The organism is Bradyrhizobium nanningense (genome assembly GCF_004114535.1).
Classification (GTDB): domain Bacteria; phylum Pseudomonadota; class Alphaproteobacteria; order Rhizobiales; family Xanthobacteraceae; genus Bradyrhizobium; species Bradyrhizobium nanningense.
Genome location: NZ_LBJC01000024.1, coordinates 583,316 through 608,758, shown reverse-complemented (window position 1 = coordinate 608,758; position 25,443 = coordinate 583,316). Strand labels below are relative to the sequence as shown.

Annotated in this window: 23 protein-coding genes, 1 tRNA gene and 1 riboswitch; of the genes, 11 read left to right on the top strand and 13 right to left on the bottom strand. The window is 64.4% G+C overall.

Features of this window, described 5'->3' with window-relative positions:
• Window positions 1–204, bottom strand: a complete 204-nt coding sequence (locus XH84_RS20470) for a DUF1674 domain-containing protein (RefSeq protein WP_128921045.1) — start codon at window positions 202–204, stop codon at window positions 1–3.
• Window positions 205–393: 189 nt separating this feature from the next.
• On the opposite strand from XH84_RS20470, the gene XH84_RS20465 reads away from it, so the two are divergent.
• The 3 genes from XH84_RS20465 to purH all read left to right on the top strand — a co-directional run bounded on the left by XH84_RS20465 (window position 394) and on the right by purH (window position 5,374).
• Window positions 394–1,740, top strand: coding sequence for an RsmB/NOP family class I SAM-dependent RNA methyltransferase (locus tag XH84_RS20465; protein ID WP_128921046.1), 1,347 nt, complete (start codon window positions 394–396; stop codon window positions 1,738–1,740).
• 156 nt (window positions 1,741–1,896) lie between these two features.
• Entirely contained in the window at window positions 1,897–3,615 is a 1,719-nt protein-coding gene (locus tag XH84_RS20460; protein WP_164936461.1) for a heparinase II/III family protein, read from the top strand.
• Between the two features lie 59 nt (window positions 3,616–3,674).
• Window positions 3,675–3,756: riboswitch (ZMP/ZTP riboswitch) on the top strand.
• Window positions 3,757–3,781: 25 nt separating this feature from the next.
• Window positions 3,782–5,374 carry a bifunctional phosphoribosylaminoimidazolecarboxamide formyltransferase/IMP cyclohydrolase gene (purH, locus tag XH84_RS20455; RefSeq protein WP_128921048.1) on the top strand — a complete coding sequence of 531 codons (1,593 nt, stop codon included), beginning with the start codon at window positions 3,782–3,784 and terminating at the stop codon, window positions 5,372–5,374.
• A 195-nt stretch (window positions 5,375–5,569) separates the two neighbouring features.
• Here purH and XH84_RS20450 read toward each other — a convergent pair whose 3' ends face one another.
• Entirely contained in the window at window positions 5,570–6,958 is a 1,389-nt protein-coding gene (locus XH84_RS20450) for an MFS transporter (protein WP_128921049.1), read from the bottom strand.
• A gap of 103 nt (window positions 6,959–7,061) precedes the next feature.
• Between XH84_RS20450 and ggt the strand changes: the two genes are divergently transcribed.
• Together ggt and XH84_RS20440 are read left to right on the top strand one after the other, a co-directional pair.
• Window positions 7,062–8,810 (top strand): gamma-glutamyltransferase, encoded by a 1,749-nt coding sequence (gene ggt, locus XH84_RS20445; protein WP_164936462.1) that lies wholly within the window; start codon window positions 7,062–7,064, stop codon window positions 8,808–8,810.
• Window positions 8,811–8,904: 94 nt separating this feature from the next.
• A complete protein-coding gene (locus XH84_RS20440; RefSeq protein WP_128921050.1) occupies window positions 8,905–10,200 on the top strand; it encodes an MFS transporter in 1,296 nt (431 codons plus the stop codon).
• A gap of 26 nt (window positions 10,201–10,226) precedes the next feature.
• Here XH84_RS20440 and XH84_RS20435 read toward each other — a convergent pair whose 3' ends face one another.
• Window positions 10,227–10,892 (bottom strand): glutathione S-transferase family protein, encoded by a 666-nt coding sequence (locus XH84_RS20435; RefSeq protein WP_128921051.1) that lies wholly within the window; start codon window positions 10,890–10,892, stop codon window positions 10,227–10,229.
• Window positions 10,893–11,059: 167 nt separating this feature from the next.
• On the opposite strand from XH84_RS20435, the gene XH84_RS20430 reads away from it, so the two are divergent.
• The 4 genes from XH84_RS20430 to panE all read left to right on the top strand — a co-directional run bounded on the left by XH84_RS20430 (window position 11,060) and on the right by panE (window position 14,829).
• Window positions 11,060–11,656: a DUF2239 family protein gene (locus tag XH84_RS20430; RefSeq protein ID WP_128921052.1), complete on the top strand. Its 597-nt coding sequence runs from the start codon at window positions 11,060–11,062 to the stop codon at window positions 11,654–11,656.
• A gap of 79 nt (window positions 11,657–11,735) precedes the next feature.
• Window positions 11,736–13,085: an MATE family efflux transporter gene (locus XH84_RS20425; RefSeq protein WP_206734157.1), complete on the top strand. Its 1,350-nt coding sequence runs from the start codon at window positions 11,736–11,738 to the stop codon at window positions 13,083–13,085.
• Window positions 13,086–13,174: 89 nt separating this feature from the next.
• Window positions 13,175–13,783, top strand: coding sequence for a 2-hydroxychromene-2-carboxylate isomerase (locus XH84_RS20420; RefSeq protein ID WP_128921054.1), 609 nt, complete (start codon window positions 13,175–13,177; stop codon window positions 13,781–13,783).
• Between the two features lie 122 nt (window positions 13,784–13,905).
• On the top strand, window positions 13,906–14,829 hold the full coding sequence (panE, locus tag XH84_RS20415) for a 2-dehydropantoate 2-reductase (RefSeq protein ID WP_128921055.1): 924 nt from the start codon (window positions 13,906–13,908) through the stop codon (window positions 14,827–14,829).
• A 200-nt stretch (window positions 14,830–15,029) separates the two neighbouring features.
• On the opposite strand, the gene XH84_RS20410 is transcribed toward panE, so the two are convergent.
• The 4 genes from XH84_RS20410 to XH84_RS20395 form a co-directional block, all read right to left on the bottom strand.
• A complete protein-coding gene (locus XH84_RS20410) occupies window positions 15,030–15,623 on the bottom strand; it encodes a c-type cytochrome (protein ID WP_128921056.1) in 594 nt (197 codons plus the stop codon).
• Between the two features lie 190 nt (window positions 15,624–15,813).
• The gene (locus tag XH84_RS20405; protein ID WP_128921057.1) at window positions 15,814–17,094 is read right to left on the bottom strand and encodes a PQQ-dependent sugar dehydrogenase; all 1,281 of its coding nucleotides are present in this window, start codon (window positions 17,092–17,094) and stop codon (window positions 15,814–15,816) included.
• Window positions 17,095–17,475: 381 nt separating this feature from the next.
• Window positions 17,476–18,462 (bottom strand): NAD-dependent epimerase/dehydratase family protein, encoded by a 987-nt coding sequence (locus XH84_RS20400; RefSeq protein WP_164936463.1) that lies wholly within the window; start codon window positions 18,460–18,462, stop codon window positions 17,476–17,478.
• Window positions 18,463–18,538: 76 nt separating this feature from the next.
• A tRNA-Gly gene (locus XH84_RS20395) sits at window positions 18,539–18,613 on the bottom strand.
• A 273-nt stretch (window positions 18,614–18,886) separates the two neighbouring features.
• Between XH84_RS20395 and trxA the strand changes: the two genes are divergently transcribed.
• Window positions 18,887–19,810: a thioredoxin gene (trxA, locus tag XH84_RS20390; RefSeq protein ID WP_164936464.1), complete on the top strand. Its 924-nt coding sequence runs from the start codon at window positions 18,887–18,889 to the stop codon at window positions 19,808–19,810.
• Window positions 19,811–19,916: 106 nt separating this feature from the next.
• A complete protein-coding gene (locus XH84_RS20385) occupies window positions 19,917–20,594 on the top strand; it encodes an LON peptidase substrate-binding domain-containing protein (RefSeq protein ID WP_128921060.1) in 678 nt (225 codons plus the stop codon).
• A gap of 13 nt (window positions 20,595–20,607) precedes the next feature.
• Here the strand turns inward: XH84_RS20385 and XH84_RS20380 are convergent, their stop codons facing one another.
• The 6 genes from XH84_RS20380 to XH84_RS20355 all read right to left on the bottom strand — a co-directional run bounded on the left by XH84_RS20380 (window position 20,608) and on the right by XH84_RS20355 (window position 25,256).
• Window positions 20,608–20,949: a hypothetical protein gene (locus XH84_RS20380; RefSeq protein WP_128921061.1), complete on the bottom strand. Its 342-nt coding sequence runs from the start codon at window positions 20,947–20,949 to the stop codon at window positions 20,608–20,610.
• A gap of 67 nt (window positions 20,950–21,016) precedes the next feature.
• Complete coding sequence (locus XH84_RS20375; protein ID WP_128921062.1) at window positions 21,017–21,925, bottom strand: FAD:protein FMN transferase; 909 nt, start codon at window positions 21,923–21,925, stop codon at window positions 21,017–21,019.
• The gene (locus XH84_RS20370; RefSeq protein ID WP_128921063.1) at window positions 21,906–22,376 is read right to left on the bottom strand and encodes an FMN-binding protein; all 471 of its coding nucleotides are present in this window, start codon (window positions 22,374–22,376) and stop codon (window positions 21,906–21,908) included. Before XH84_RS20370 ends, XH84_RS20375 begins: the two co-directional genes overlap by 20 nt.
• Before the next feature lie 57 nt (window positions 22,377–22,433).
• Window positions 22,434–23,909 (bottom strand): hypothetical protein, encoded by a 1,476-nt coding sequence (locus XH84_RS20365; RefSeq protein ID WP_245471776.1) that lies wholly within the window; start codon window positions 23,907–23,909, stop codon window positions 22,434–22,436.
• A gap of 390 nt (window positions 23,910–24,299) precedes the next feature.
• Window positions 24,300–24,893, bottom strand: a complete 594-nt coding sequence (locus XH84_RS20360; protein ID WP_164936465.1) for a cytochrome b/b6 domain-containing protein — start codon at window positions 24,891–24,893, stop codon at window positions 24,300–24,302.
• An 84-nt stretch (window positions 24,894–24,977) separates the two neighbouring features.
• Window positions 24,978–25,256, bottom strand: a complete 279-nt coding sequence (locus XH84_RS20355; RefSeq protein WP_164936466.1) for a PepSY domain-containing protein — start codon at window positions 25,254–25,256, stop codon at window positions 24,978–24,980.
• Between the last annotated feature and the right edge of the window lie 187 nt (window positions 25,257–25,443).

Here is a 25,443-nt window from a genome sequence, read left to right as displayed (position 1 = left end):
TCAGAAGTCGGAGGCGATGCCCTTGCGCTCCCAGTCGCCGTAGCGGGTCGGCTCGGGTCCCTTCGGCCCCTGCAGCTCCTTCGCCTTGGCCTCGCTGATGGCCTCCGCGGCGGCAGCCTGCCGGCGCGCCTCGGCTTCGGCCAGCGCGCGCTGGGCTGCCGGCGAGAGCGGCTTGCGATCGGGGACGGGAGGCTGGTCACTCATCGTCCGGTCTTCTAGCGCAGGACGAGCCGCAAGGCGACGTCCAATAACGCATTCCTGAAATCGGGTCCGGAGGGCTGAAAAAGCCGGAAGCGATTCTTACATTTGGCATATTCGCGTGCCAGAGATCGCCTTCTCGAGGCATGCGCCCATTGCGGCGGAACTGCCGCTCGCTCAGAACCTTGCTTCCGCATGCCATCTCAACGTTTTGCTCCTCCGTCCGAAGTGCCCGGCCTTGCGGCGCGACGGATCGCCGCCGACATCGTCGACGGCGTGCTGCACAAGCACCGCACACTCGACGATCAGCTCGACGGCGGCGGCGCCCATCCGGGACTGAAGACGCTGGCCGACCGCGACCGCGCGCTGATGCGGCGCCTGGTCGCCACCGTGCTGCGCCGGCTCGGCACGCTCGGCCACGTGCTGTCGCGCCTGCTCGACAAGGGCATTCCCTCCGACGCGCCGCGCGCGCAGAGCGCGCTGCTGATCGGCGCGGCGCAGATCCTCTGGATGGACGTGCCGGATCACGCGGCCGTCGACCTCTCCGTTCGTCTGGTGCAATCCGACCGCCGCGCCGCGCGCTATGCCGGCCTCGTCAATGCCGTGCTGCGCCGCTGCGCGCGCGAGGGCAAGGCGCTGGTCGAGGAGGTCGCCGCGCAATCACTGGACCTTCCGCCATGGCTGCTTGCGCGTTGGAGCGCGCATTATGGCGAAGCGACCGCACGCGAGATGGCGCTGGCGCTCGGCCACGAGCCCTCGCTCGATCTCACTGTGAAGTCGGATCCCGCGCAATGGGCAAGCCGCCTGCACGGCGAGACGCTGCCGACCGGGACGGTGCGGATGCTGCTGCACGGCGCGGTGACAATGCTGCCCGGCTTCACCGAAGGACAATGGTGGGTGCAGGACGCCGCCGCCGCGCTGCCGGCCCGGCTGTTCGGCGACGTCAAGGGCAAGTCCATTGCAGATCTCTGCGCCGCCCCTGGCGGCAAGACCGCGCAACTGGCGCTAGCAGGCGCACATGTCACGGCAATCGACCGCTCGCCGGCCCGGGTGGCGCGACTGCGCGAGAATCTGGCGCGACTGTCGCTCCAAGCCGAGACCGTCGTCGCTGACGCCGTGGAATGGGCCGGCCCCGCCGAGGGCTTCGACGGTATCTTGATCGATGCGCCCTGCACCTCGACCGGCACGATCCGCCGCCATCCCGATGTGGCTTGGCTGCGGCAGGAATCCGACATCGCCGCCCTGACCGCGCTCCAGCAAAAGCTGCTGCGAAAATCAGTGTCGCTGCTCAAGCCGGGCGGTACGCTGATCTACTGCACCTGCTCGCTGGAACCCGAAGAAGGCGAGCAGGCCGTGGCGACGCTGCTGGCGGCCGAGCCTGCGCTTCGCCGCCTCCCGATCGCGGCGTCGGAGGTCGCAGGCCTGGACGAAATCCTCACTCCGGAGGGCGATCTGCGCACCCTGCCCAGCCATCTGCCGAACGCCGATCCCAAGCTCGGCGGACTCGACGGATTTTTCGCGGCCCGCCTCGTTAAATCCTGATTTTGCACTGGATTTTGCGACACGGCGCTGATTCGCGCCGTTCAAGGTGGTGTCAGACGTCCGATTTTGGGATTAATAGGGATTCGTCGTTAATCCTCTCCCCCTTCAAGGCAAGGCGTGTCGGTCGCTCAACGCAGACGTATCTCGACGCTGGTCATGAACCGCTTCGCGCGGAACATGCTCGCGCGCGCGAGCGGCGGTTCCGTTGCGCTGTCGCGGGTCTGGCCCAGCCGCACCGACCGGCTGATCATCGCGCCGCACGATCTGCGCACCGCGGATGCGACCCGCGCCGCCGAAATCTATGCCGGCCGCTTCGTCTTCGCCGGCAAGATCGTCAATTGCCACGGCCGCTCGATCTTCGATCTCGAGCCGCCGTCGGAGGACTGGGAGGTTGCGCTGCTCGGCTTCGGCTGGTTGCGCCATTTGCGCGCCGCCGACACCGCGCTGACCCGGGCAAATGCGCGCGCCCTGGTCGAGGACTGGATCGCCAACCCCGCCAACAAACGGCGCCCGGTCGCGCGCCGCGCCGATGTGCTGGCCCGGCGCGTGATCTCGCTGTTGTCGCAGGCGCCGCTGGTGCTGAGCGAGACCGACAACAAATTCTACCGCCGTTACCTGCGCGCCCTCGCGCGCGAGATCCGCTTCCTGCGCTACACCATGGTCGACATTCCGGACGGAGTGCCGAAGCTGCAGGTGCTGATCGCGCTGTGTTATGCGGCGCTATGCCTCGCCAACCAGGCAAGCCACATCCGCAGCGCATCGAAGAAGCTGTCGGACGAATTGCAGCGGCAGATCCTGCCCGATGGCGGACACATCTCCCGCAACCCGGGTGCGCTGATCGAACTCTTGATCGACCTGCTGCCGCTGCGGCAGACCTTTGCCGCGCGCAACATCGCGCCGCCACCGGCGCTGCTCAACGCGATCGACCGCATGATGCCGATGCTGCGCTTCTTCCGACACGGCGACGGCAATTTCGCGCTGTTCAACGGCATGAGCGCGACATCTTCGGATCTGCTCGCCACGCTGCTCGCCTATGACGACACCCACGGCGCGCCGATGGCGAACATGCCGCATACCGGCTTTCAGCGCCTCGATGCCGGCCAGACCACGCTGATCATCGACACCGGCCCGCCGCCGCCGGCCGGCGTCAGTCACGACGCCCATGCCGGCTGCCTGTCGTTCGAGCTGTCCTCCGGCATCAGCCGCATCGTCACCAATTGCGGCATGCCGACCACGGGCCGCGACAATTGGCGGCCGTTCGCACGCGGCACGGCGGCGCATTCGACGCTGACCTATCACGACACCTCGTCCTGTCAGTTCGTCGAGATGTCGGCGATGAAGCGGCTCCTGCACGGCTCGCCCGTCACCAGCGGGCCGGTCGAGGTCGAGAGCTATCGCGAAATCGTGCAGAACGGCACGCTGCTCACGACCTCGCATGACGGTTATCTCTCTAAGTTCGGCGCGATCCATCGCCGCGTGCTGATGATCGCCAATGACGGCGCGCGCATCGACGGCGAGGACACGCTGTCGCCGCCGCAGGGTGGACGCTTCAAGGGCGCGGATGCCGATTTCGCGGTGCGCTTCCATCTGCATCCGGCCGTGAAGGCCAGCCGGCTGTCGGACGCCCGCGGCGTCATGCTGGTGCTGCCGAACCGCGACGTCTGGACCTTCGAGGCGCTCGACGACAAGGTCGACCTCGAGGACAGCGTGTTCCTGGCCGGCAATGACGGCCCCCGCCGCACCGCGCAGATCGTGATCCGGCAGGATGCGCGCCAGGCCCCTTCGATCCGCTGGAGCTTTGTGCGTTCCACCGCCTCTCCGGCCGTCACCAATGCCCGCCGCAACGCCCGGCGCGAGCCGGAACTTCCGCTGTAAACAGGCGCGATTCGGCGTGATCTAGCCGTTGAGAAGAGGGCCGAAAACTGCTAACGAACCCTCGCTCGCGCGACTGGCGACCTTGGATGGAGCACCATCGGGAAGCGCGGGACATATCCGCCGCGCGCCTGGGCATAGACACTCCTTAAGACAGAGGATCTTGCTCATGACTGACCATCCCCGCCGCGTCACCCGCGCTCTTCTCTCCGTCTCCGACAAAACCGGCCTGATCGAGTTCGCAAAAGCGCTCGTCGCGCATGATGTCGAGCTGGTCTCGACCGGCGGCACGGCCAAGGCGATTGCCGCGGCCGGCCTTGAGGTGAAGGACGTCTCCGACCTCACCGGCTTCCCCGAGATGATGGACGGCCGCGTCAAGACGCTGCATCCGAAGGTGCATGGCGGCCTGCTCGCGATCCGCGACAACAAGGAGCACGCGGAGGCGATGAGGACCCACGGCATCGCGCCGATCGACCTCCTCGTCGTCAATCTCTATCCGTTCGAGGCGACGGTCGACAAAGGCGCCGGCTTCGAGGACTGCATCGAGAACATCGACATCGGCGGCCCCGCGATGATCCGCGCCGCCGCCAAGAACCACGACGACGTCGCGGTCGTGGTCGAGGCGCAGGACTATCAGGCCGTGCTCGACGAGCTCGCCGCCAACAAGGGCGCGACCACGTTGAAGCTGCGCCGGCGGCTTGCGGCGAAGGCCTATGCACGCACCGCGGCCTATGACGCTGCGATCTCGAACTGGTTCAACCGTCAGCTCGAGATCGACGCGCCCGACTTCCGCGCCTTCGGCGGCAGGTTGATCCAGTCGTTGCGCTATGGCGAGAACCCGCACCAGACCGCTTCGTTCTATGCGACGCCAGACAAGCGCCCGGGCGTCTCGACGGCCCGGCAGCTCCAGGGCAAGGAGCTCTCCTACAACAACATCAACGACACCGATGCGGCCTATGAATGCATCGGCGAGTTCGACACCAAACGCACCGCGGCCTGCGTCATCGTCAAGCACGCCAATCCCTGCGGCGTCGCTGAAGGCTCGAACCTCGTCGAGGCCTATCGCAAGGCGCTGGCCTGCGATTCCACCTCGGCCTTCGGCGGCATCATCGCGATGAACCGCGCGCTTGACGCCGACACCGCGCGCGAGATCACGAAAATCTTCACTGAGGTGATCATCGCGCCCGACGCCACCGAGGAAGCGATCGCCATCATCGGCGCGCGCAAGAACCTGCGCCTGCTGCTCGCCGGCAGCCTGCCCGATCCGCGCGCGCCGGGCCTCACCGCCAAGACGGTGGCGGGCGGCCTGCTCGTGCAGAGCCGCGACAATGCCGTGGTCGACGACATGACGTTCAAGGTCGTGACCAAGCGGGCACCGACCGAGGCCGAGATGCGCGACCTCAAATTCGCGTTCCGTGTCGCAAAGCACGTCAAGTCCAACACCATCATCTACGCCAAGGATCTCGCCACCGTCGGCATCGGCGCGGGTCAGATGAGCCGGGTGGATTCAGCGCGGATCGCGGCGCGCAAGGCGCAGGATGCCGCCAATGAGCTGAAGCTCGCCGAGCCGCTCACCAAGGGCTCGGTGGTGGCCTCGGACGCGTTCTTCCCCTTCGCCGACGGCATGCTCGCCTGCATCGAAGCCGGCGCCACCGCCGTGGTGCAGCCCGGCGGCTCCATGCGCGACGACGAAGTGATCAAGGCTGCCGACGAGCACGGCATCGCCATGGTGTTCACGGGCACGCGGCACTTCAGGCACTAAATTTTAGTACACTGAACTCTCAAAGGGGTCGTCCCCGCGAACGCGGGGACCCATAACCCCAGGGAGAAATTACGGCGCGAGCTGGCAACTACGAGTCTTTGCCAAATCACGTCCTGTGGTTATGGGTCCCGGATCTGCGCTCCGCTTCGCTGCGCTTGTCCGGGACGACGGCGGAGATTGGCGCGACGGCGGGGCTCAGGACTCCCGCACCCGCATCAACAGTCCCAGTCCCGCGACAAAGAACACAACCAGCACGGCCATGCCGGCCTTCTGGCTTGCGGTCGCAGCCGTGATCATGCCGATCAGCAATGGGCCGATGAAGGACGTCACCTTCCCGGTCAGTGCGAACAGACCGAAATACTGCGCGATACGGTCTTTCGGTGCGAGGCGGATTAGAAGCGTGCGCGAAGCCGCCTGCAGCGGGCCACCGGCTGCGCCGATGAGGCAACCCAGCACGAGATAGGCGCGCTCGGCGGCGCTGGAGAACAAGGGCGCGCCCGGCAACGGCGGCGCCACCTTGACGAACAACACACTATCCTTGTCGACCAGCAGGATCGCCGCCACCGACAGCAGCAGGATCAGCATGCTGCCGGCAATGACGCGCTTCGGCCCGAGATGGTCATCGAGCTTGCCGCCGAGCCAGGCGCCGAATGCGCCAGCAATCGCGAGCATGATGCCGAACGTGCCGATCTGGATCGTGTGCCAGCCGAAGGTGCCCGCGGCATAGATGCCACCGAACGCGAACAGCGACACCAGCCCGTCGGTGTAGATCATGTTGGCGAGCAAGAATGCCGCGAGCGACTTTTGCTGCGGCAGACCCCTGATCGATTGCTTCAGCTCCGCCAACCCCTCGCGCAGCGCCTCGCGCACAGGGCGCTTTGCCGGATAGTCCGGCGTGAACAGAAACATCGGCGTCACGAAGATGATGAACCACAGCCCGGTCAACGGTCCCGCGGCACGATCGCCCTGATGCGTGACGGGGTCCAGCCCGAACAGCGGCGTGAAGCCGAGCAGCGTGCGGCCGGTCTCGGGATTGGCGGCGAGGAGGCCGAGCACGATGATCAGGCTGACGATGCCGCCGACATAGCCTGTCGCCCAGCCGGTGCCGGAGAGCCGGCCGATCCGCTCCGGCGGCACCAGGGTCGGCATCATCGCGTTGTTGAAGAGGGTGGCGAATTCCGCACCGACGCTGGCGAGCGCAACCGCGGTGAGCAGCGGCGGAATGACGGCGTGATCGCCGGGCTTACCGATCCACAACGTGCAAGACGCCAGCACCAGCACCGCGCCGAAACCTGCGATCCACGGCTTCCTTCGGCCGGAGGCATCCGCGATGGCTCCCAACACCGGCGACAGCAGCGCGATCGCAAGGCCTGCGGCTGCCATCGCAAATCCCCACAGCGATTGGCCGGCGGCGGGATTCGGCGCAACGCTGGTGGCGAAATATGGCGCGAACACGAAGGTCGTGATCAACGTGAAATAGGGTTGCGCGGCCCAATCGAAGAAGATCCAGCTGACCACGGCTGCGCGCGGCGGATAGGTCCGCGGCGCACCGGCCATGCGCGCATCGGGAGCGATCGTCGTCATCACGCAGTCCTCATCACGAACAGTTTTGCCTCTCTTTGGGCAAACCGTATAGCATTGCAACAAGGTGTGTGAACTGGTCCGAAGCCACGGCGGAAGTTTGATCATGTCGTCATATTCGACACGGCGGAGGTTTTTCGCCGTCATAGCCATTCTGGCATTTGGCCTCGCGCCCGCGACTGCCCAGGATGCCCGACAGGCCTATGTTCCAGCCGCGCCCGACACGGTGCACGCCGTTGCCGCCGAGCACGGCATGGTCGTCGCGCAGGAGAAGATATCCGCGCAAATTGGCGCCGAGATCCTGCGGCGCGGCGGCAATGCGGTCGATGCTGCGGTCGCGACCGGCTTTGCGATGGCCGTGACCTATCCGCGCGCCGGCAATATCGGCGGCGGCGGCTTCATGGTGATCCATTCCGCTGACCGCAATGAGAACATCGCGATCGATTACCGCGAGACGGCGCCGGCGGCGACCACGCCTCAGATCTTCCTCGGCGCCGACGGCAAGCCCGATCCGGCGAAGTCACGGGATTCCGCGCTCGGCGTCGGCGTGCCCGGCACGGTCGCAGGACTCAGTCTGGCGCTGGAGAAATACGGCTCGGGACAGTTCACGCTGGCACAATTGCTCGCGCCTGCGATTGCGCTCGCCCGCGATGGCTTCGTCGTCGGCGACGACATGGCCGACACGCTGCCGGGCTGGCACCGGCGGCTGGCACGCTGGCCTTCTACCGCCAAAATCTTCTCGCGGCCCGATGGCACGCCGCTTCGTGAAGGCGACAAGCTGGTGCAGGGCGACCTCGCCGAAACGCTGTCCGCCGTCGCGGCACAGGGGCCACGCGGCTTCTATGAGGGGGCGGTTGCGGAAAAGCTCGCCAAGGCCGTGGTTGATGCGGGCGGCATCATGACGCCGGCGGATTTGAGATCCTATCAGGCCGCGATCCGCCCGCCGGTGCGCGGCACCTATCGGGGTTATGACATCGTGTCGATGCCGCTACCTTCTTCTGGCGGCATCGTGTTGGTGGAAACGCTCAACATCCTCGAGGGCTTTCAGCTCTCCGATCTGAAGCAGGGATCGACGGCATCGCTGCATCTCCTGATCGAAGCGATGAAGCGCGCTTATGCGGACCGCGCGCGCTATCTCGGCGATCCCGCCTTCGTCAACGCACCGATCGAGACACTGACCGCGAAGGACTACGCCGCCAGGCTGCGCTCCGGCATCTCTACTGAACGCGCGACACCGTCGAAAGAGCTGGCTTCCGCATCCCCCTCGCCGCGCGAGGGCAGCAACACCACGCATTTCTCCGTGGTCGATTCCGGCGGCAACGCCGTCAGCAACACCTATACGCTGAACTTCAGCTACGGCGTCGGGCTCGTTGCCGAAGGCACCGGCGTGTTGCTCAACAACGAGCTCGACGATTTCACCGCAGCGGTCGGCGCCTCCAATGCCTATGGTCTCGTCGGGTTCGAAGCCAATCTGCCAGGACCCGGCAAACGGCCGCTCTCGTCGATGTCACCGACCATCGTGCTCAAAGGCGGCAAGCCGGTGCTCGTGACGGGCTCGCCCGGCGGCAGCCGCATCATTTCCAGCGTGCTGCAGGTCATTGTCGACGTGCTCGATTACAAGATGGACGTCGCGGCCGCCGTCGCAGCGCCACGGCTGCATCACCAATGGTTACCCGACGAAGTGCGCGTCGAACGCGGCTTTCCCGACGATGTGCTGCGCGAATTGAAGGCGATGGGCCACGCGATCGTCGAGCCGATGGGACAGACATCGGCCAATTCAATTCTCGTGACGCCGAACGGACCGCTCGGCGCGCCCGACCCCCGCACGCGCGGCGCAGAGGCAGCGGGGCAGTAACCACGTCGTTGCATGGCACGGGAGCGCGGGCCTGCTAGCTCTCGCTGCCACGCGTGCTACCAAAGCACAGCCAAGAAACTGCCGGGAAAACGCCATGACGACAACCGATCCGCTCCAACACATCGAGCGCGCCGAGATCGAGGACACCAGCCTTCTCGCGTTCTATCGCGACATGAACACGCCGGAGCGCCGGACGTTCTGGGCGTGCGCGGCGGGCTGGGCGCTCGACGGCATGGACTTCATGATCTATCCGCTGGTGATCGGCACCATCATCGCGCTGTGGAAGGTCGATGCCGGCTCCGCTGGCCTTGCCGGAACGGTGACGCTGCTCGCCTCCGCGATCGGCGGCTGGCTCGGCGGCTATCTCTCCGACCATATCGGCCGGGTGAGAACGCTCCAGATCACCATCATCTGGTTCTCGTTCTTCTCGCTGGTCTGCGCGGTCGTGCAGAATTTCGACCAGCTCCTGATCGCGCGCGCCGTGCTCGGCCTCGGCTTCGGCGGCGAATGGGCAGCGGGCGCCGTGCTGATGGGCGAGGCGATCCGGCCGCAATATCGTGGGCGCGCGGTCGGCTCGGTGCAGTCGGGCTGGGCGGTCGGCTGGGGCCTCGCCGTGCTGTCGCAGGCGATCCTGTTCTCGGTATTGCCGCCGGAGACGGCGTGGCGCTGGATGTTCGTGATCGGCGCGCTGCCGGCACTTCTGGTGTTCTACATCCGCCGCTCGGTCACCGAGCCGGAGATCGCAGCTGAGGCCCGCGCCAGGCACGCGGAAACGGGCAGTCATCCGAAGCTTTGGGAGATCTTCACCTTCCCGATGGTGAAGACCACGGTCCTCGCGTCGTTGATGGCGACCGGCTGCCAGGGCGGTTACTACGCCGTCACGTTCTGGGTGCCGCAATTCCTGACCAAGGAGCGGCATCTGTCGATCGTCGGCTCGACCGGCTATCTGTCGACGTTGATCATCGGCTCCTTCATCGGGTATCTCATCGGCGCCTGGCTCGCCGACCGGATCGGCCGGCGCAATCTGTTCCTGATCTTCTCGATCGGCGCCATGGCGGTGGTGCTGCTTTATACGCAGCTGCCGCTCACCAACGAAATCCTGTGGGTGCTTGGCTTCCCGCTGGGCTTCTTCGCCTCGGGTTATTTCTCCGGCATCGGCGCGTTCCTGACCGAGCTTTATCCGACGCGGCTGCGCGGCTCCGGCCAGGGTTTTTGCTACAATTTCGGCCGCGGCATCGGCGCGCTGTTTCCGTTCCTCGTCGGCGCGCTGTCGGCGACGACATCGCTCGCGAATGCGATCGCGATCTTCGCGGTGGCGGCTTACGCGGTGTTCTTCATCGCCGCCTTTGCGCTGCCGGAGACACGCGGACGCGTGCTGCATGCGGGTTAGCGGCCGGCGTGAGGCGGTGAGGAAGCTTACCGCCCCACCTGATACGGTCCGCCCTTCTCCAGCGCACGCGCGTAGGCCGGGCGCGCGTGGATGCGTTCCAAAAATGCCATCGCCTTGGGATGGCCCTGCTCGAGCCCGCCGCGCGCCTGCGCCGCTTCCAAGGGAAAGCTCATCTGGATGTCGGCTGCGGTAAACTCGTTGCCGGCGAACCATTCGCTCTTCGCAAGCTCGCCTTCCCAGTAATCCATGTGCTGCTTGAGCTGCGGATTGACCAGCGTGGTCAGCGCCTGGTTCGCCACCTTGCGCACCAGCGGACGAAGCAGCGCCGGCGCGCGCTTCGGCATCAGCGTGAACAGCAGCTTCAGCAGCAGCGGCTGCATCGCAGACCCCTCGGCATAATGCAGCCAATAGGTGAAGCGCAGCCGCTCCGGCGTATTCGGCGGCGGAATCAGCCGGCCGTTGCCGTAGGTTGCAACGAGATATTCGATGATCGCACCTGATTCGGCGATGGTGTTGCCGTTGTCGGTGATGACGGGCGATTTGCCGAGCGGGTGGATGGCGCGCAGCTCCTTCGGCGCGCGCATGTCCGGCTGGCGCTGATAGCGCACGATCTCGTAGGGCACGCCCAACTCTTCGAGCAGCCACAGTACGCGCTGCGAGCGGGAATTGTTGAGGTGGTGAACGGTCAGCATCGGTGAGATCCCCGGGGCTAGGCGTGGTGGTTTAGGCGTGGTCGGCCGACGGCGCTGTTCGTGCCAGCCTGGGATCGCAATGTCGAGCCATCGGTACGGATATTTTCATCCGGGTATATTGACTCCGGTAATTTACCCGGATATTAAACGGCACCAACGTCATCGATATGGCAATGATTTCAATGCAAAGGACTTTCACCGCCTTCCAAGGTCAGCGGCGCCTGGTGTCCGGGCCGGCGGGCGAAGTCGCGCTGGTTGTCAAGCGGGTGGCGCCACGGCCGGACGAGGCCATCGTCATCTTCGAGGACGCCACCGGCCGATCGATCGACTTCGATCTGCGCGGCGGGGATCGCGAAGTGCTGGCGCGGCTGGCGAAGCTCGTCCCGCCGCCGGTTGAGGAGAGCACGCCGCCGAGCGAGCCGCGCGGACGGGGCCGGCCGAAGCTCGGCGTGGTCGCGCGCGAGGTGACGCTATTGCCCCGGCACTGGGAGTGGCTCGGCGCGCAGCCGGGCGGCGCCTCGGTCGCGCTGCGCAAGCTCGTCGACGAAGCGCGACGCGCGAGCGGCGACAAGGACCGCGAGCGGCAGGCGCGCGATGCCGCCTATCATTTCATGTCGACCATGGCCGGCAATCTGCCGCAGTTCGAGGAAGCTTCGCGCGCGCTGTTTGCGGACGACCGGCGGCGCTTCACCGCACTGATCGCCGACTGGCCGACCGACATCCGCGACCACATCGTCAAGCTCGCCTACAGCGACCGCGCTTAACGGCGCACCTCATCTCCCTATCGACGGCCGAGCCGCGCCTTGCGCGGCAACGGTTTCGCACGCCCTGAAAGGCCAATCCATGTCCGCCGACACGCCGCTTTGGAAAACATTCCTCCGCTTCCTCGCACCCTTGATGCTGAGCAACGCGCTGCAATCGCTGTTCGGCACGGTCGCCAACGTCTATCTCGGCCAGATGATCGGCGTCGACGCGCTGGCGGCGGTCTCGGTGTTCTTCCCCGTGATGTTCTTTCTGTTCGCCTTCGTCATGGGTCTCAGCACCGGCGCGACCGTCTTGATCGGTCAGGCCCTTGGCGCGCGCGAGCACGACAAGATCAAGATCGTGGTGGGCACGACGCTTGCGATCGGGCTTCTGCTCTCCATTTCGGTCGCGCTGATCGGCGGGTTCTTCAGCCGTCAACTGATGATGGCCCTCGCCACGCCCGCGGACATTCTCGCTCCTGCGAGCGCCTATGCGCGGATCATGCTGTTCACCATGCCGCTCGGCTTCGTCTTCCTGCTGATGACGGCGATGATCCGCGGCGTCGGCGACGCATTCACGCCGCTGCTGGCGCTGACGTTGTCGATGGCGATCGGCCTCGTCCTGACACCGGTGCTGATCCGCGGGTCGTTCGGATTGCCGGCGGCCGGCATCGCCAGCCCGGCCTGGGCGGCGGCGATCTCGAACGCACTCACGTTGATCGCCCTGGCCATCTATCTGCGGCGCAAGAAGCACGCGCTGGCGCCGGACGCGGCCCTGCTACGTCAGCTCAGACTCAATGGCGCCATGCTCTGCAAGATCCTCGGTATCGGATTGCCGAGCGCTATCGGCATGGTGGTGATGGCGATCGCGGAGCTGGTCCTGCTCGGCCTCGTCAACGGCTTTGGATCGGATGCCACCGCGGCCTACGGCGCCGTCAACCAGGTGATGGGCTACACGCAGTTCACGGCCATGTCGATTTCGATCGCGGTCTCGATCCTCGGCGCACAGGCCGTCGGCGGCGGCGACAGAACCCGGCTCGACGGCATCGTGCGGACCGGGCTCGCCTTCAACCTCGTCCTGACCGGCGGGCTGGTGGCGCTGATCTATCTCGCGCCGCGCGCCGTGCTCGGCATCTTCATCATCGACCCCGCCGTGCTCAATCTGGCGAAACGCCTGCTCGACATCGCCCTGTGGAGCTCGGTGCCGTTCGGCCTGGCCACGGTGTTTTCCGGGGCCCTGCGTGCCGCGGGCGTCGCGCTGACGCCGATGCTGCTCTCGATCTTCGCCATTGTCGCGATCGAGTTGCCCGCTGCGGTGATCCTGAGCCGCACGATCGGCCTTCAGGGCGTATGGGCCGCCTATCCCATCGTGTTCTGCGCCATGTTCGTTTTGCAGATGGGCTATTACCTCCTGGTGTGGCGCAAGCGGGCGATCCAACGCGTGATCTGACACTCAAAGTATTATGACCGTCATTAAACGGTAGACCTGCGGGGCCCGCTGCGCCACAATGGGTGAAAAGCGAGATCTGGGAGAACGAATTGACCCGCATTGCCCCGCAGTTCCTGTTCGATTTCGGCAGCCCGAACGCCTATCTCAGTCACCTCGCGATTCCCGCGATCGAGCAGCGCATTGACGTCAAGTTTGAATACGTCCCGATCCTGCTCGGTGGCATCTTCAAATCGACCAACAACAAGTCGCCGGCCGAGACGCTCGCCGGCATCAAGAACAAGCGCGAATTCCAGCAGGTCGAGACCGAGCGCTTCATCAAGCGCTTCAAAGTTCAGCCCTATGTCTGGAATCCGCATTTTCCGGTCAACACGCTGAATCTGATGCGCGCAGCGATCGCCGCGCAGCTCGAGGGCGTGTTCGAGGCCTATGTCGAGGCCGCCTTCCACCACATGTGGCGCGAGCCGAAAAAGATGGACGATCCTGAAGTCGCGGCGAAGGCGCTGGCGTCCTCCGGCCTCGATGCCCAGAAGCTGTTCGCCCGCGCGCAGGAGCCCGACGTGAAGGGCAAGCTGATCAAGAACACCGAGGAGGCTGTCGCCCGCGGCGCGTTCGGCTCGCCGACCTTCTTCGTCGGCAACGAGATGTTCTTCGGCAAGGAGCAGCTCCGCGAAGTCGAGGAGATGGTACTCGGGAAGTAGCCGCTCATGCTCCGGCGACAGAATGTGATCGTGGCGACATTCTGGATTGCTTCGCTTCCCGCGCGATGCCGATTATAAGTAGCCGCCAAGACCAATAATCAAGAGCAACAATGGAGCATCCCATGCGCATCCTCGTGGTCGGCGCCGGCGCCATCGGCGGCTATTTTGGTGGCAGGCTGTTGCAGGCCGGCCGCGACGTCACCTTCCTGGTCCGGCCGCGCCGGGCCGGCGAGCTCGCCAGCGCCGGGCTCGTCATCAAGAGCCCGAACGGCGACGTGACCTTGAAGAATCCGGCGACCGTGCAGGCCGACGCGCTCAAGGACAAGTTCGACGTCGTGCTCCTCAGCTGCAAGGCGTTCGATCTCGACGACGCCATCAGGTCGTTCGCGGCCGCCGTCGGGCCGAACACCGCGATCATCCCGATGCTGAACGGCATGAAGCATCTCGACGTTCTCGACCAGACATTCGGTGCCGAGCGCGTGCTCGGCGGCCTGTGCGCCATCGCCGCGACCTTGAACGAGAAGCGCGAGGTGGTGCAGCTCCAGCCGATGCAGGCGATCAGCTACGGCGAACGCGACGGCAAGCTTTCGGAGCGCGTCAAGGCGATCGACGAAGCCTTCAAGAGCGGCATCACCGGCGCCGCCGCCAGCCAGAACATCATGCAGGACATGTGGGAGAAGTGGGTGTTCCTCTCCTCGCTCGCAGCATCCACCAGCCTGATGCGAACCTCCGTCGGCAACATCCTTGCGGCTCCCGGCGGCCGGGATTTTCTGCTCGGCATGCTGGACGAGACCAGCGCCATCGCCACGGCGTCGGGTTATCCGCCGGGCGGCCCGTTCTTCGAGCGGGTGAAGGGCAACCTCACCACCGAAGGCTCGCCGATGACGGCCTCGATGTTCCGCGACATCAAGGCCGGCCTGCCGGTCGAGGCCGATCATGTCATCGGCGATCTCATCGCGCGCGCAGATGCCGCCAAGGTGCCGGTGCCGAAGCTGCGCATCGCTTATACGCATTTGAAGGCGTATGAGAAGCAGCGGGTGGAGTAGCGGCCGGCAACACACTCAGTGTCGTCCCGGACAAGCGAAGCGCAGATCCGGGACCCATAGCCCCAGGGCGTGGTTATTGAGGAAGAAGGCAACTCCGAGTCTCCGCAAGACTTGATGCTGTGGCTATGGGTCCCGGATCGGCGCGCGCTTGAGGCGCGCTTGTCCGGGACGACAGTGGAGTTTGTGGCGGCGACTCAGCGCTATTTCAAATGCGCGAGATAGTGCGAGACGGCGGTGATTTCCTCGTCGCTCATGTGATAGGCGACATCGGCCATCGCGGCGACGCCGCCGCCGACGCGCTGGCCCGCCTTGTAGTCGTGCAGCGCCTTGACCAGATATTCCTCGCGTTGACCCGCGAGCCGCGCGACCCCCTTGGTGCCGGCGAAGCTGTCCGTATGGCATGAGGCGCAGCGGCGGCCGGCGGCAACTTGCGCCCCCTTCTTCGACAGGTCCGGATCGCCGTCTTCCGGTTCCTTCGGCGGTGCCAGTTGCGAGAAATAGGCGCCGAAGCTGCGGATGTCTTCGTTGGTGATCTCTTCGGCGATCGGCTTCATCTGGTCGTTCTTGCGCGAGCCCGCGCGGAAGAAGACGAGCTGCCACTGGATGAATTGATCGGGCTGCCCGGCGAGCGAGGGGATGTTCTCGGTTTGCGAAATGCCGTTCTCGCCGTGACAGCCGGAGCAGGCGGAGGCTTTCTCCTTGATCGCGGAATTATCGGCAGCGTCTGCCGGAAGGGCGCCGAGCGCCACGAGCGCAATCGCGCTGATTGCGTGCAAGATGAAGTGCCGGCACATGATGAAATTCCGATCTAATCAACTGCGTCGCTTCCCGGGCGTGCGGAGCACGCGCCCTGGATCCATAACCACGGCTCGGGGTTATGGGTTCCGGACTCCCGCTGGCGCGCAATCCGGAACGACCGCATGAGCTTGAAGCAAACGAGGCTGCGGTGCCTTCCGGCCACCGCAGCCCCGTATCTTGTGCGCGCTACTTCTTGCTGTAGCTGATGCGATAGATCGCGCCGGCCCAGTCGTCGGCGACCAGGATCGACCCGTCCTTGGCAAGGATGATGTCGTCAGGACGGCCGAGATAGCCCTGGTCGCCCTCGATCCAGCCGGAGGCGAACACCTCCTGCTTGGGATTCTTGCCGTCCGGCCCGACGATCACGCGCATGATACGACCGCCCTGGTACTTGTGGCGATTCCAGGAGCCGTGCTCGGCGATCAGGATGTTGTTCTTGTACTCGGCGGGGAACTGGTCGCCGGTATAGAACTTCATGCCGAGCGGAGCGACATGGGCGCCCAGATTCAGCACGGGCGGCGTGAACTCGGAGCACTTGTGGCCCATCGCGAACTTGTCGTCGGGCAGATTGCCCTGGTGGCAGTAGGGATAGCCGAAATGCTCGCCGATCTTGTTGATCATGTTCAGCTTGTCTGAGGGCAGATCATCGCTGATCCAGTCGCGGGCATTCTCGGTGAACCAGTACTTGCCGGTGCGCGGATCGACGTCGCCGCCGACCGAGTTGCGCACGCCGAGCGCATAGATTTCAGCGTTGCCGGTCTTGGGATCGACGCGGCGGATCTGCGACACGCTGGTCGGCGGGATGCCGATGTTGAAGGGCGGTCCGAACGGAATGTAGAACCAGCCTTCCTTGTCGACTGCGATGTACTTCCAGCCATGCGCGGCATAGGACGGCATGTCGTCATAGACGACCTTGCCCTCGCCGGGATTGTCGAGCTTGTTTTCGATGTCGTCGTAGCGGATCAGCTTGTCGACGGCGATGACGTAGAGCGCCCCGTCCTTGACGGCAAGACCCGTGGGCATGTTCAGCCCCTTGAGGATGGTCTTGACCTCTTTCTTCCCGCCACTGTCCTTGATGGCGTAGACGTTGCCGAGGCCGAACGAGCCGACGAACAGAGTGCCCTTGTCACCCCAGGCCATCTGCCGCGCGGCCAGCACGCCCGAAGCGTAGACCTCGATCTTGAAACCCGCGGGCAGCTTGATCTTCTTGATGATGTTGGCGAGCTCGGCGTCGGAGGCGCCTGTCGGCGGCCCCGAGGGCGGCGCGAGGCCCTTCTGCGCCTCGGTCTCGTCGCCGAGGAACCAGTCATCCGGCGGATGGGTCCAGAACTCCTTGGTGCCGGATTCGTATTTCTTCAGCTGCCGGCTCTTGTCCTGCTGCTGCGCATTGCCGGCGCTGGTCCCCGCGAGAAGGGCAGCCGCTGCAAGCGCCAGAACGGATTGAAAGACGGATCGATGGAATTTCATCGCGTCACTCCCCTAAGGCAGCCGCCAGGGCTGCGCATTATTATATTTTGCTAGTCGAGAGGCGAAGTTTCGGGTCCGTCGGGACGACAGACGCGAAAAGGTTAGCACATCTGCCAGCGGTGAGAAGCGCGGCGCACGCAGCGCAGTTGCGCCGCGAAAAAATTGAGACGGAATGTCAACGAGGACAAACGCAGCGGCGACAACGCTCTCGCTGCAATGCGGAATCAAACGGCGCGCGCCTCATTTGCGGGCAACGCGGAAGGCCGGCAAAACAAAAAACGCGAAAACAACCCCATGCACAGTAGATCCGCGCAAGTCGCACTGCTCCCGGTGACACCGGCCAGGCATTTGGCGCATCGAGCAAAACAGCAAAGGCGGCGATTAAAAGGCGACCGGATAGGGCCCGTCGTCGAACACCGTGTCATGATAGCCCTTGGACCCGATTTCGCGCGCCAGCGTGCTGCGAAAATCAGCGCCCTCACGTAGGCTGTTCAGCACATGCGCGAAGTCGAATCCGGGCCGCCAGCCCAGCTCGCGCCGCGCGCGCTCGTTGACATAGACGCGGTCGATCTCCGCGAAGAGCTGCCAGCCCCGCGCCGCGTAGAGCTCTGCGCATTCCGGATAGAGCTCGCGCACGACACCGGCCGCATCGCGCGCCAGCGCGACGAGATGACGCGGCTCGAACGGGCTGGTGGCCGAGACGATGTAGCGGCCAAATCCGATCTTCGGAGCACGCTCGGCGGCGAGCAGGTGGGCGCTCACCGCGTCGGCGATATCCAGCCTGCGATAGAGCAGCTCGTTGGCCTGCGCGTTGTCCAGCGCATACGCCGACCGCATCACGGGATCATCGTCGTCCTCCGGAAAGAAGCGCGAGGTCCGCAACACCACGACCGGCAGGCCGCGCTCGCGAAAGAACAGCTCGCACAGGGTCTCCGCCATCAGCTTGGTCGTGCCGTAGATATTTTTCGGAACGGCCGTCAGATTCTCAGTGACCCAGACCGCCGCCTGTCCGGCCTCGGGCCGAAGCTGCGAGCCGAACGCGCTGGTGGTGCTGGTGAAGACGAAGCTCCTCACGCCGGCCGCCGCAGCCGCCTCGAGCAGATTGAGCGTGCCGGTGACATTGGTGTCGATGAAGTCCTGTTTGCCGTGGGTCGCCACATGCGGCTTGTGCAGCGTCGCTGTGTGGATCACGGCGCTGACGCCGTCCATCTGGCGCCGAACGAAGTCGGGATCGACGATCGAGCCGACGGCATCGGTGAAGGGCGATGGCTTCAGATCGATCCCGTGCACGGGCGAACCGCGCGCCCGGAGCATCCGCAGAATCGCTTCCCCGAGGTGACCCGCGCTGCCGGTGACCAGAATTGTCATGACGGACCCGACACAGCCGCCAACGGCGTGGAAAACCACGTTCCCGTCCGGATCAGCTGGATGCTTTGGAGAAAATTGGAGCGGGCGAAGGGGCTCGAACCCTCGACCCCGACCTTGGCAAGGTCGTGCTCTACCACTGAGCTACACCCGCATCCTATGTCGGTCGCATGACGCGCCGGCAACGGCTGTCGTATGCCAAAAGCGGGAGGGGAATGCAACAGCTACCGGCGGCCTAGATGCGCATCTTCTGACCCGATAGGAGCCCAAAGCCGGTCGAATCGACCGAAAAAGCCCCGGAACCGCCGAATCGGCCTCGGTGGATTGAAATTCGGCCCATTCGGCCCAATTTAGGAGCCGACAGCAAGCATATGGAGTGGCAGCATGCTAAAGACTCGCCATTCCGGACATCAGACGAGGGGATCCCGTGACGATCATCGACCAGGGTAACGGAGCCGCAAACCCGGCCGCCGCCGATCTGATCAAGGACACCACCACCCAGACCTTCGTGAAGGACGTCATCGAGGAATCGAAGCGCCAGCCGGTGCTGATCGATTTCTGGGCGGAGTGGTGCGGCCCCTGCAAGCAACTCACCCCCGTGCTGGAAAAGGCGGTCAAGGCCGCCAAGGGCAAGGTCAAGCTGGTCAAGATGAACATCGACCAGCACCCGGCGATCCCGGGTCAGATGGGCATCCAGTCGATCCCGGCCGTGATCGCCTTCGTCAACGGCCAGCCGGCGGACGGCTTCATGGGCGCAGTGCCGGAGAGCCAGCTCAACGCCTTCATCGAAAAGCTGACCAAGGGCATGACCGCGCCGGGTGAGCCGAATATCGCTGAAATCCTGCAAGAGGCCGAAGCCGTGCTCGCCGAGGGCGACACCGCAGCCGCCGCGCAGATCTATGCGGAGGTGCTCCAGCACGATTCGACCAACATCGCGGCGCTTGCCGGGCTGGCAAAATGCTACGCCGTCTCCGGCGCGATGGAGCAGGCCAAGCAGACGCTGGCCATGGTGCCGGAATCCAAGCGCAACGACCCCGCCGTGAAGGCCGTGCAGACGACGATCGATCTCGCCGAGCAGGCCCAATCGCTCGGGCCGGTCGCGGAGCTGGAACAGAAAGTCGCCGCAAACCCGCTTGATCATCAGGCCCGATTCGACCTCGCGACCGCGCTCAACGCGCAAGGCGACCGCACCGCGGCCACCGCGCAGCTGCTCGAGATCGTCAAGCGCGACCGCAAGTGGAACGATGACGGTGCCCGCAAGCAGCTCGTGCAGTTCTTCGAGGCCTGGGGCGGCACGGATGATGCAACCGTCGAGGGACGCAAGCGTTTGTCGACGATCCTGTTTTCGTAAGGCGCCTTTTTGAGCATGATCTGTTCGGAAAACCGCTGCACACTTTGCGCTGACGCGGTCCTCGGGATCCGGATCATGCACTAGCAAGGCCAGGGGGACCGGGCAGATGCCGATCAATATCGAATATCGCGGGCCCGCCGACCTCCCGGAGATCATTCCGGTGTTTCCGCTGCCGGGCGCGCTGCTGCTGCCCCGCGGCCAGATGCCGCTCAACATCTTCGAGCCGCGCTACCTTGCGATGGTCGACGACAGTTTTCGCGACGGCCATCGCCTGATCGGCATGATCCAACCTGACGTCGCGCATTCGCCGAAGGATTCCGACAAGCCGACGCTGTTCCGGGTCGGCTGCGTCGGCCGCATCACCCAGCTCGCCGAATCCGGCGACGGCCGCTACATCCTCGAGCTCACCGGCGTCTCGCGCTTCAAGGTGGTCGAGGAGCTCGAAGTGCTCACCGCCTATCGGCAGTGCAAGGTGGATTTCTTCGCCTTCGTCGACGACTTCACCGCGCGCATGGGCGAGGACGAGGTCGACCGCGAAGCGCTGCTGGCCGTGCTGGCGGACTTCTTGAAGGCCAACAATCTCAAGGTCGACTGGGAAGGCGTCGAAAGCGCGCCCAACGAAGCGCTCGTCAATGCGCTGGCGATGATGTCGCCCTATGGCCCCGCCGAGAAGCAGGCCATGCTGGAGGCGCCCGACCTGAAGACCCGCGCCGAGATCCTGATCGCCGTCACCGAGATGGACCTCGCCAAGAAGCGCACCTCGGGCGATCCGCCGTTGCAGTAGCACGGCCGGGACGCTATCGACGCGCCCGTCGACCCAGCCAGATATGAAGCGGGAGCAGCAGGGCCAGGGAGAAACCGGTGCCCAGATGGATCCAGCTCATGAAGGGCCGTACCGCTTCCGATCCCAGGTAATAGAGCCCGAATGCGGTCGCGATCAGCACGGCATTGGACGCCGCCATGACGGACCCGGAAACGAGATTCTTGCCGCTGCGCCAGGATCGCTGCGCGTGCAGGGGAACAAGCGCCCCTAGCAGCAAGAGCGCCAGCATCGCCATCCCGCCATGGACCATCAGCATGTTGGCGGCGATCTGCTGCCAGATTTCGTCGCCGGCGACGTCCTTCTGCCAGTCGGCCACGAGCCAACCGGCACCGGTCAGAAGCAGCGTCGCGAACGCCGCATAGAGCGAATAACGAAACGATGTTCTAACCCGCAAGGTGCACCCGGTGGTACCAGTCGGAGGTGATCTGAACGTCGCCATCGGAGAACAACAAGGCGCCGGCGCGATAAAATTCGAGCAGCTGGCCCGCATCGGTGCCGGAGATCATCGCGACCTTGGTCAAGCCGTCGGCGATCATGCAGGATGGTGCGCGAATCGTGACACCGTCGAGCCGGCTGGCCGGCCTCTGGGTTCCGGGATCAATCACCGCCGAACCACCAGGCTCACGGCTCTCGAACAGCTCGACGCGGCGCGCCGTTGAAGCCAGCGCTTCGTCGGCGACATCGATGCGGCAAACCGATCGGCCGGGGTCGCGGGGATCGCGGATGTGAACCGCGCGCGGTTCAACGCCGAAAGCGCGGAGGTCGCCGCCAGCATTCACCATGCCGCCGGGAACACCAAAATCGCGCAGCGCGGCAACTGCGCGGTCGACGGCGAAGCCCTTCGCTATGCCGCCAAGGTCAATCATCACATCGGTCGATCGAAAGCGGACCTTATGGTCCGGAAGCAGCTCAATCGCGTCGGCGGAGGCGGCAATCGGCGCCGGCACCGGCCTATCCTTCAGGCGCGGCAACAAGCCCAACGTCTGCAGCGCCGGCGCGATCGTGACATCAAACAGCCCGCTGGAGCGACGATGCAATTCGATGGCAGTGTCGAGCACCTCGAACGTCCACGCATGAACGGCCAGGGGGTGAAGGCCGGCTTCGCGGTTGAGCCGGCTGACGTCGCTATCCGGCTCATGAAAGCTCATCAGCCGATGCACCTGCGCCATGGCATCGAATGCGGCATCGATGGCGCCATCCATGTCGGATCTGCAGGCGCCCGCAATCTCGATCTCCACGAAGGTACCGAGCAGCGGCCGTGCGCGACGGATGCTATCGGAGGCGATTGCCATAGGCCGCCAATATTCGTTTCACGCCTTCGGTGACGTGGGTAGACGACAGGGTCGCACCGGCGATGTTCCTGATGTCGCCATTGATCTTGAGCGCGCTGCTGCTGGTCTTGCCGGCAAACTGGGCGAGCCAGCTCGAGCTCCTGATCTCGCCACCATAGGATTCCCGGTATTCGAGGATCTCGACCTTGTGGACCGCCCCCGCCGGGGTCAGCGCCACGGCATAATCGATGAAAAGGTGCTTGCCGACGACCCGGTCGAACACGAAGAAGCCGACCACCTTGCCGGCGGCTTCAGCTTTCCAGACCCGGCCCGTCTGAACTTCGGAGAAATGTGTCGCGGACGGAAATGCTTCCTTCTGCGCCTCCTCGATCGACAGATACCGAACGGCATAAGCGGGAGACGCGGCAGACAAGATCGCCGCAGCCGGTACCGTGTATCGAACCCAGCTCATAGTCATCCCGCTCGTTGTCCTGTCATCAGATCCTGCAAGATAACGACCCTGTCCAAATCAGAAGAAGAACCCGACGCCACCGAGAAACGAATCCGAAAGCGCGCCGGTAGCGCTCTTGTCGATCACACGCTGATAAGTCGCCTTCAGCACAACCTTGGGCGATGGAAACACGGCAAAACCGGCCGTGTGATACTGCCGCTGCCCTTGACCCGTCGGCAGATTGGCATCTGTGCCGGCGACGCCGCCCGTCTGCAAGTTCATGTAGGTGTAGCGGTAGAACGGGACAGCCTCCCACTCGCTGTTGAGAATCGTGCCGAGCGGCACGTGGTAGGCAATCTCGCCCGAATAACCGTACATCGACTTGCCGACATTGTTGGTCGGATCGGTGTCGTTATTGGCGCGCAGATTTTCCGGGTGCCCGAACTCGGCGCGGACATATTCGCCGCGAAGCTCGAGGCCCGTATCAGGCACCCTGTAGCGGAATTCGGCGTCAAACATTGCAAGGCTGGACCTGCCGAGGAAGTTGCCGAAATCATCATGTGCGCCGCGCGGCGTCGTATTCGGCGAGTAGTAGGCGCTGATGCTTCCGGCGAAGCCGGCCCAGAACGTCGGTGTGAAGTCGAGCCGGCCCGACATGGCCGTGGCGTTGTTGAGTTGCTGGAAATCGCCGAGCGGGGGCCTCGAGAATCCGAGCGCGTTCACACCGTCAATGCCCGCAATATACGCCGTGCCGGGAAGCGGGACGGTCTTTGCATCGGTGCGGTTGTCGAAGGAATCGCCGAAATCCTCGTTACTGGCGCTGACCATGACCTGGTATTTGAGGTCTTCGGTGATCGTCCCGTAGACGCTTGTGGACGGGACCTTCCAGGTCGACGGGATGATGCCGTTGTAGAGCTCGGGCCGATTCACGCTGTAGAATTGCGTGGGCTCGTGATGCTGATTGATGTAGCCAAATGGCACGAGATCGACACCCGGCGAACGCCAGTTGAATTGGTCGATGATCTTGAAATCGATCCAGACCTGCTCGATCTCGGCGGTGCCGTGCAGCTTGTCGTCGTTGTCGAATCCGGCGCCGGCGTGCTCGAACTCGATTTCGGCATTGAAGATGATGTTCGGAGTGATCGCATAGGTGGGCAGCAGAACGAACCTGGCCGCATCAAAGCCCTTCTGCCACTGACCGCCCGCGGCAGGATTTTGCATGGTGCCGAACTTGATCTCGCCATATGCCCCGATGCTGAGACCGGGGACCGGAGAATCCGCAAGTCCGAGGATCGGCTTGTCCGACGCCGCCGGCAGCGGCGGCAGGGCCATGAAGTCTTTCGACTTCGGCTTGGTCGATTTCTCCGACGATTGGGGTTCGGTTTTTTGATCCGCGGGCTTGGCTGTTGCGTTCTTTGTGTCGGCAGATGGCGCCGCCGCATTGGCGCTCGCCAACGCTGCCGTTTTGGCCGTCCGCTTTGCCTCTGCATCGGCCGCCGGGCGATCCTGCTTCTGCTTCAGTTCGGCTTCGAGCTGCTGGATGCGCTGCTCCATCTTCTCCAGCTTCCTGAGCAGGGCATCGTTGGCCCCGCCTTCGGCTGCGTAAGCCGCACCAGAACTCAGAAGCGAAATGGCGGTTGCCGCGAGCAGGGCTGATCGGCGCCGGTATCGGCGACTTTCGAAAGCTGGCGCGACTGGATCCGTGAGAACGTGAAATGACATGCATTCCCCCCAAGGTCTTGCGACATTCGACCGCAGGAAAAGCCTGCAAATTCCTGCCTTGGAAAGCGGAACGTGGGAAAGCGAAGTTAGAATAGCTCGACATTAGAATTAGAATAATGAAAGAACTGCGCTGGCGTCCGACGCGAGCTTGGCAATCCGACTGGAAGCTCTGCAGAACCGAACGAGCTCGTGCTTCCGCCGCGTCAGTCCGGGCCGGCTCGCTCAGAGATGATGGCCGATGCGTTTGCGGCCGGTGATCATGGCGCGGATCAGGTTCTCGCGCTGGAGAATCCCCATCAGCAGCACACCGAGCACGTGCAGCACGACCAGGACGATGACCGCATCCGACGAATAACGGTGGGCATCTTCGACCCACCAGACGCCGAAGAAGGTGACAGTCACCGACATCGCGCCCGTGATGGTCGAGACCGCGAGCGAGACCAGCAGCGCCACCAGCATCAAGGTGCCGGCGGGATTAAGTCCGATATAGCGGCCGGTGATGCCGCGGCGCAGATTCCAGAGATAGCCTGGCGCCGCGCGAAGCCTGACCCCGATCATGCGGAAGCGCGAATAGCGGCTTCCCCAAAAGCCCCAGACGAGGCGGAAGGCGAGAAGTCCGAGCACCGCATAGCCGACGATGCGGTGAAGCCGATCATAGACCGTGGGCGTGAACCACGCGGCCAGAACGCAGGCCGCGAGAGCCCAATGCCAGAGGCGCAGCGGGAGGTCCCAGACTGCAACCGTCCGCGAAGCGGCTCGATCTGCGGGGGTCCTGTCGGACGCCCCGCGCGCTTCTGGCGTCGCTTCTTCAATCAAGCAAAGACCATCCTCAAGTCCTGCTTTGCGCATATCAACTCGCGCAGTCTACGTCACGACCTGCTTGACCATTCACTTGGCGATTTACTTTGCAATCGTGTGCTTCAGGCTGAGATCTTCGGGGCTGTAGAACAGCTCGTAAAGCTTGCCTTCCTTGACGCCGTAGACCTCGTAGCACGAGCCTTCGATCTTGGAACGCCGCACCTCGTAACCCAAGGCCTTTGCCTTGGCTTCGGCTTCGCTGGCCGGCTTCCACGACGCCTTGTCGAGCTTTGTGCAGTCCTTGAAACCGTCGGCCATGGCCGCCGACCCCATGCCCATCCCGACCGTCAGTGCCATGGCAACAACACGAATGACCTTCACGAACATCTCCTCCTCTGTCGTGCGCGCTACGCGAGCCGCGAAGCGGGACTGAAGGAAGCAAAGGTGATGGTGAAGTCAATCCGGTACGAGGCCATTTGGATTTAGAGTTGTTCTAACGACCGCCAAAAGATCAGCGCTCTCCGCATGCAGCATGCATTCGCGGGGGCGCTGCGGCCTTACGTCTCAC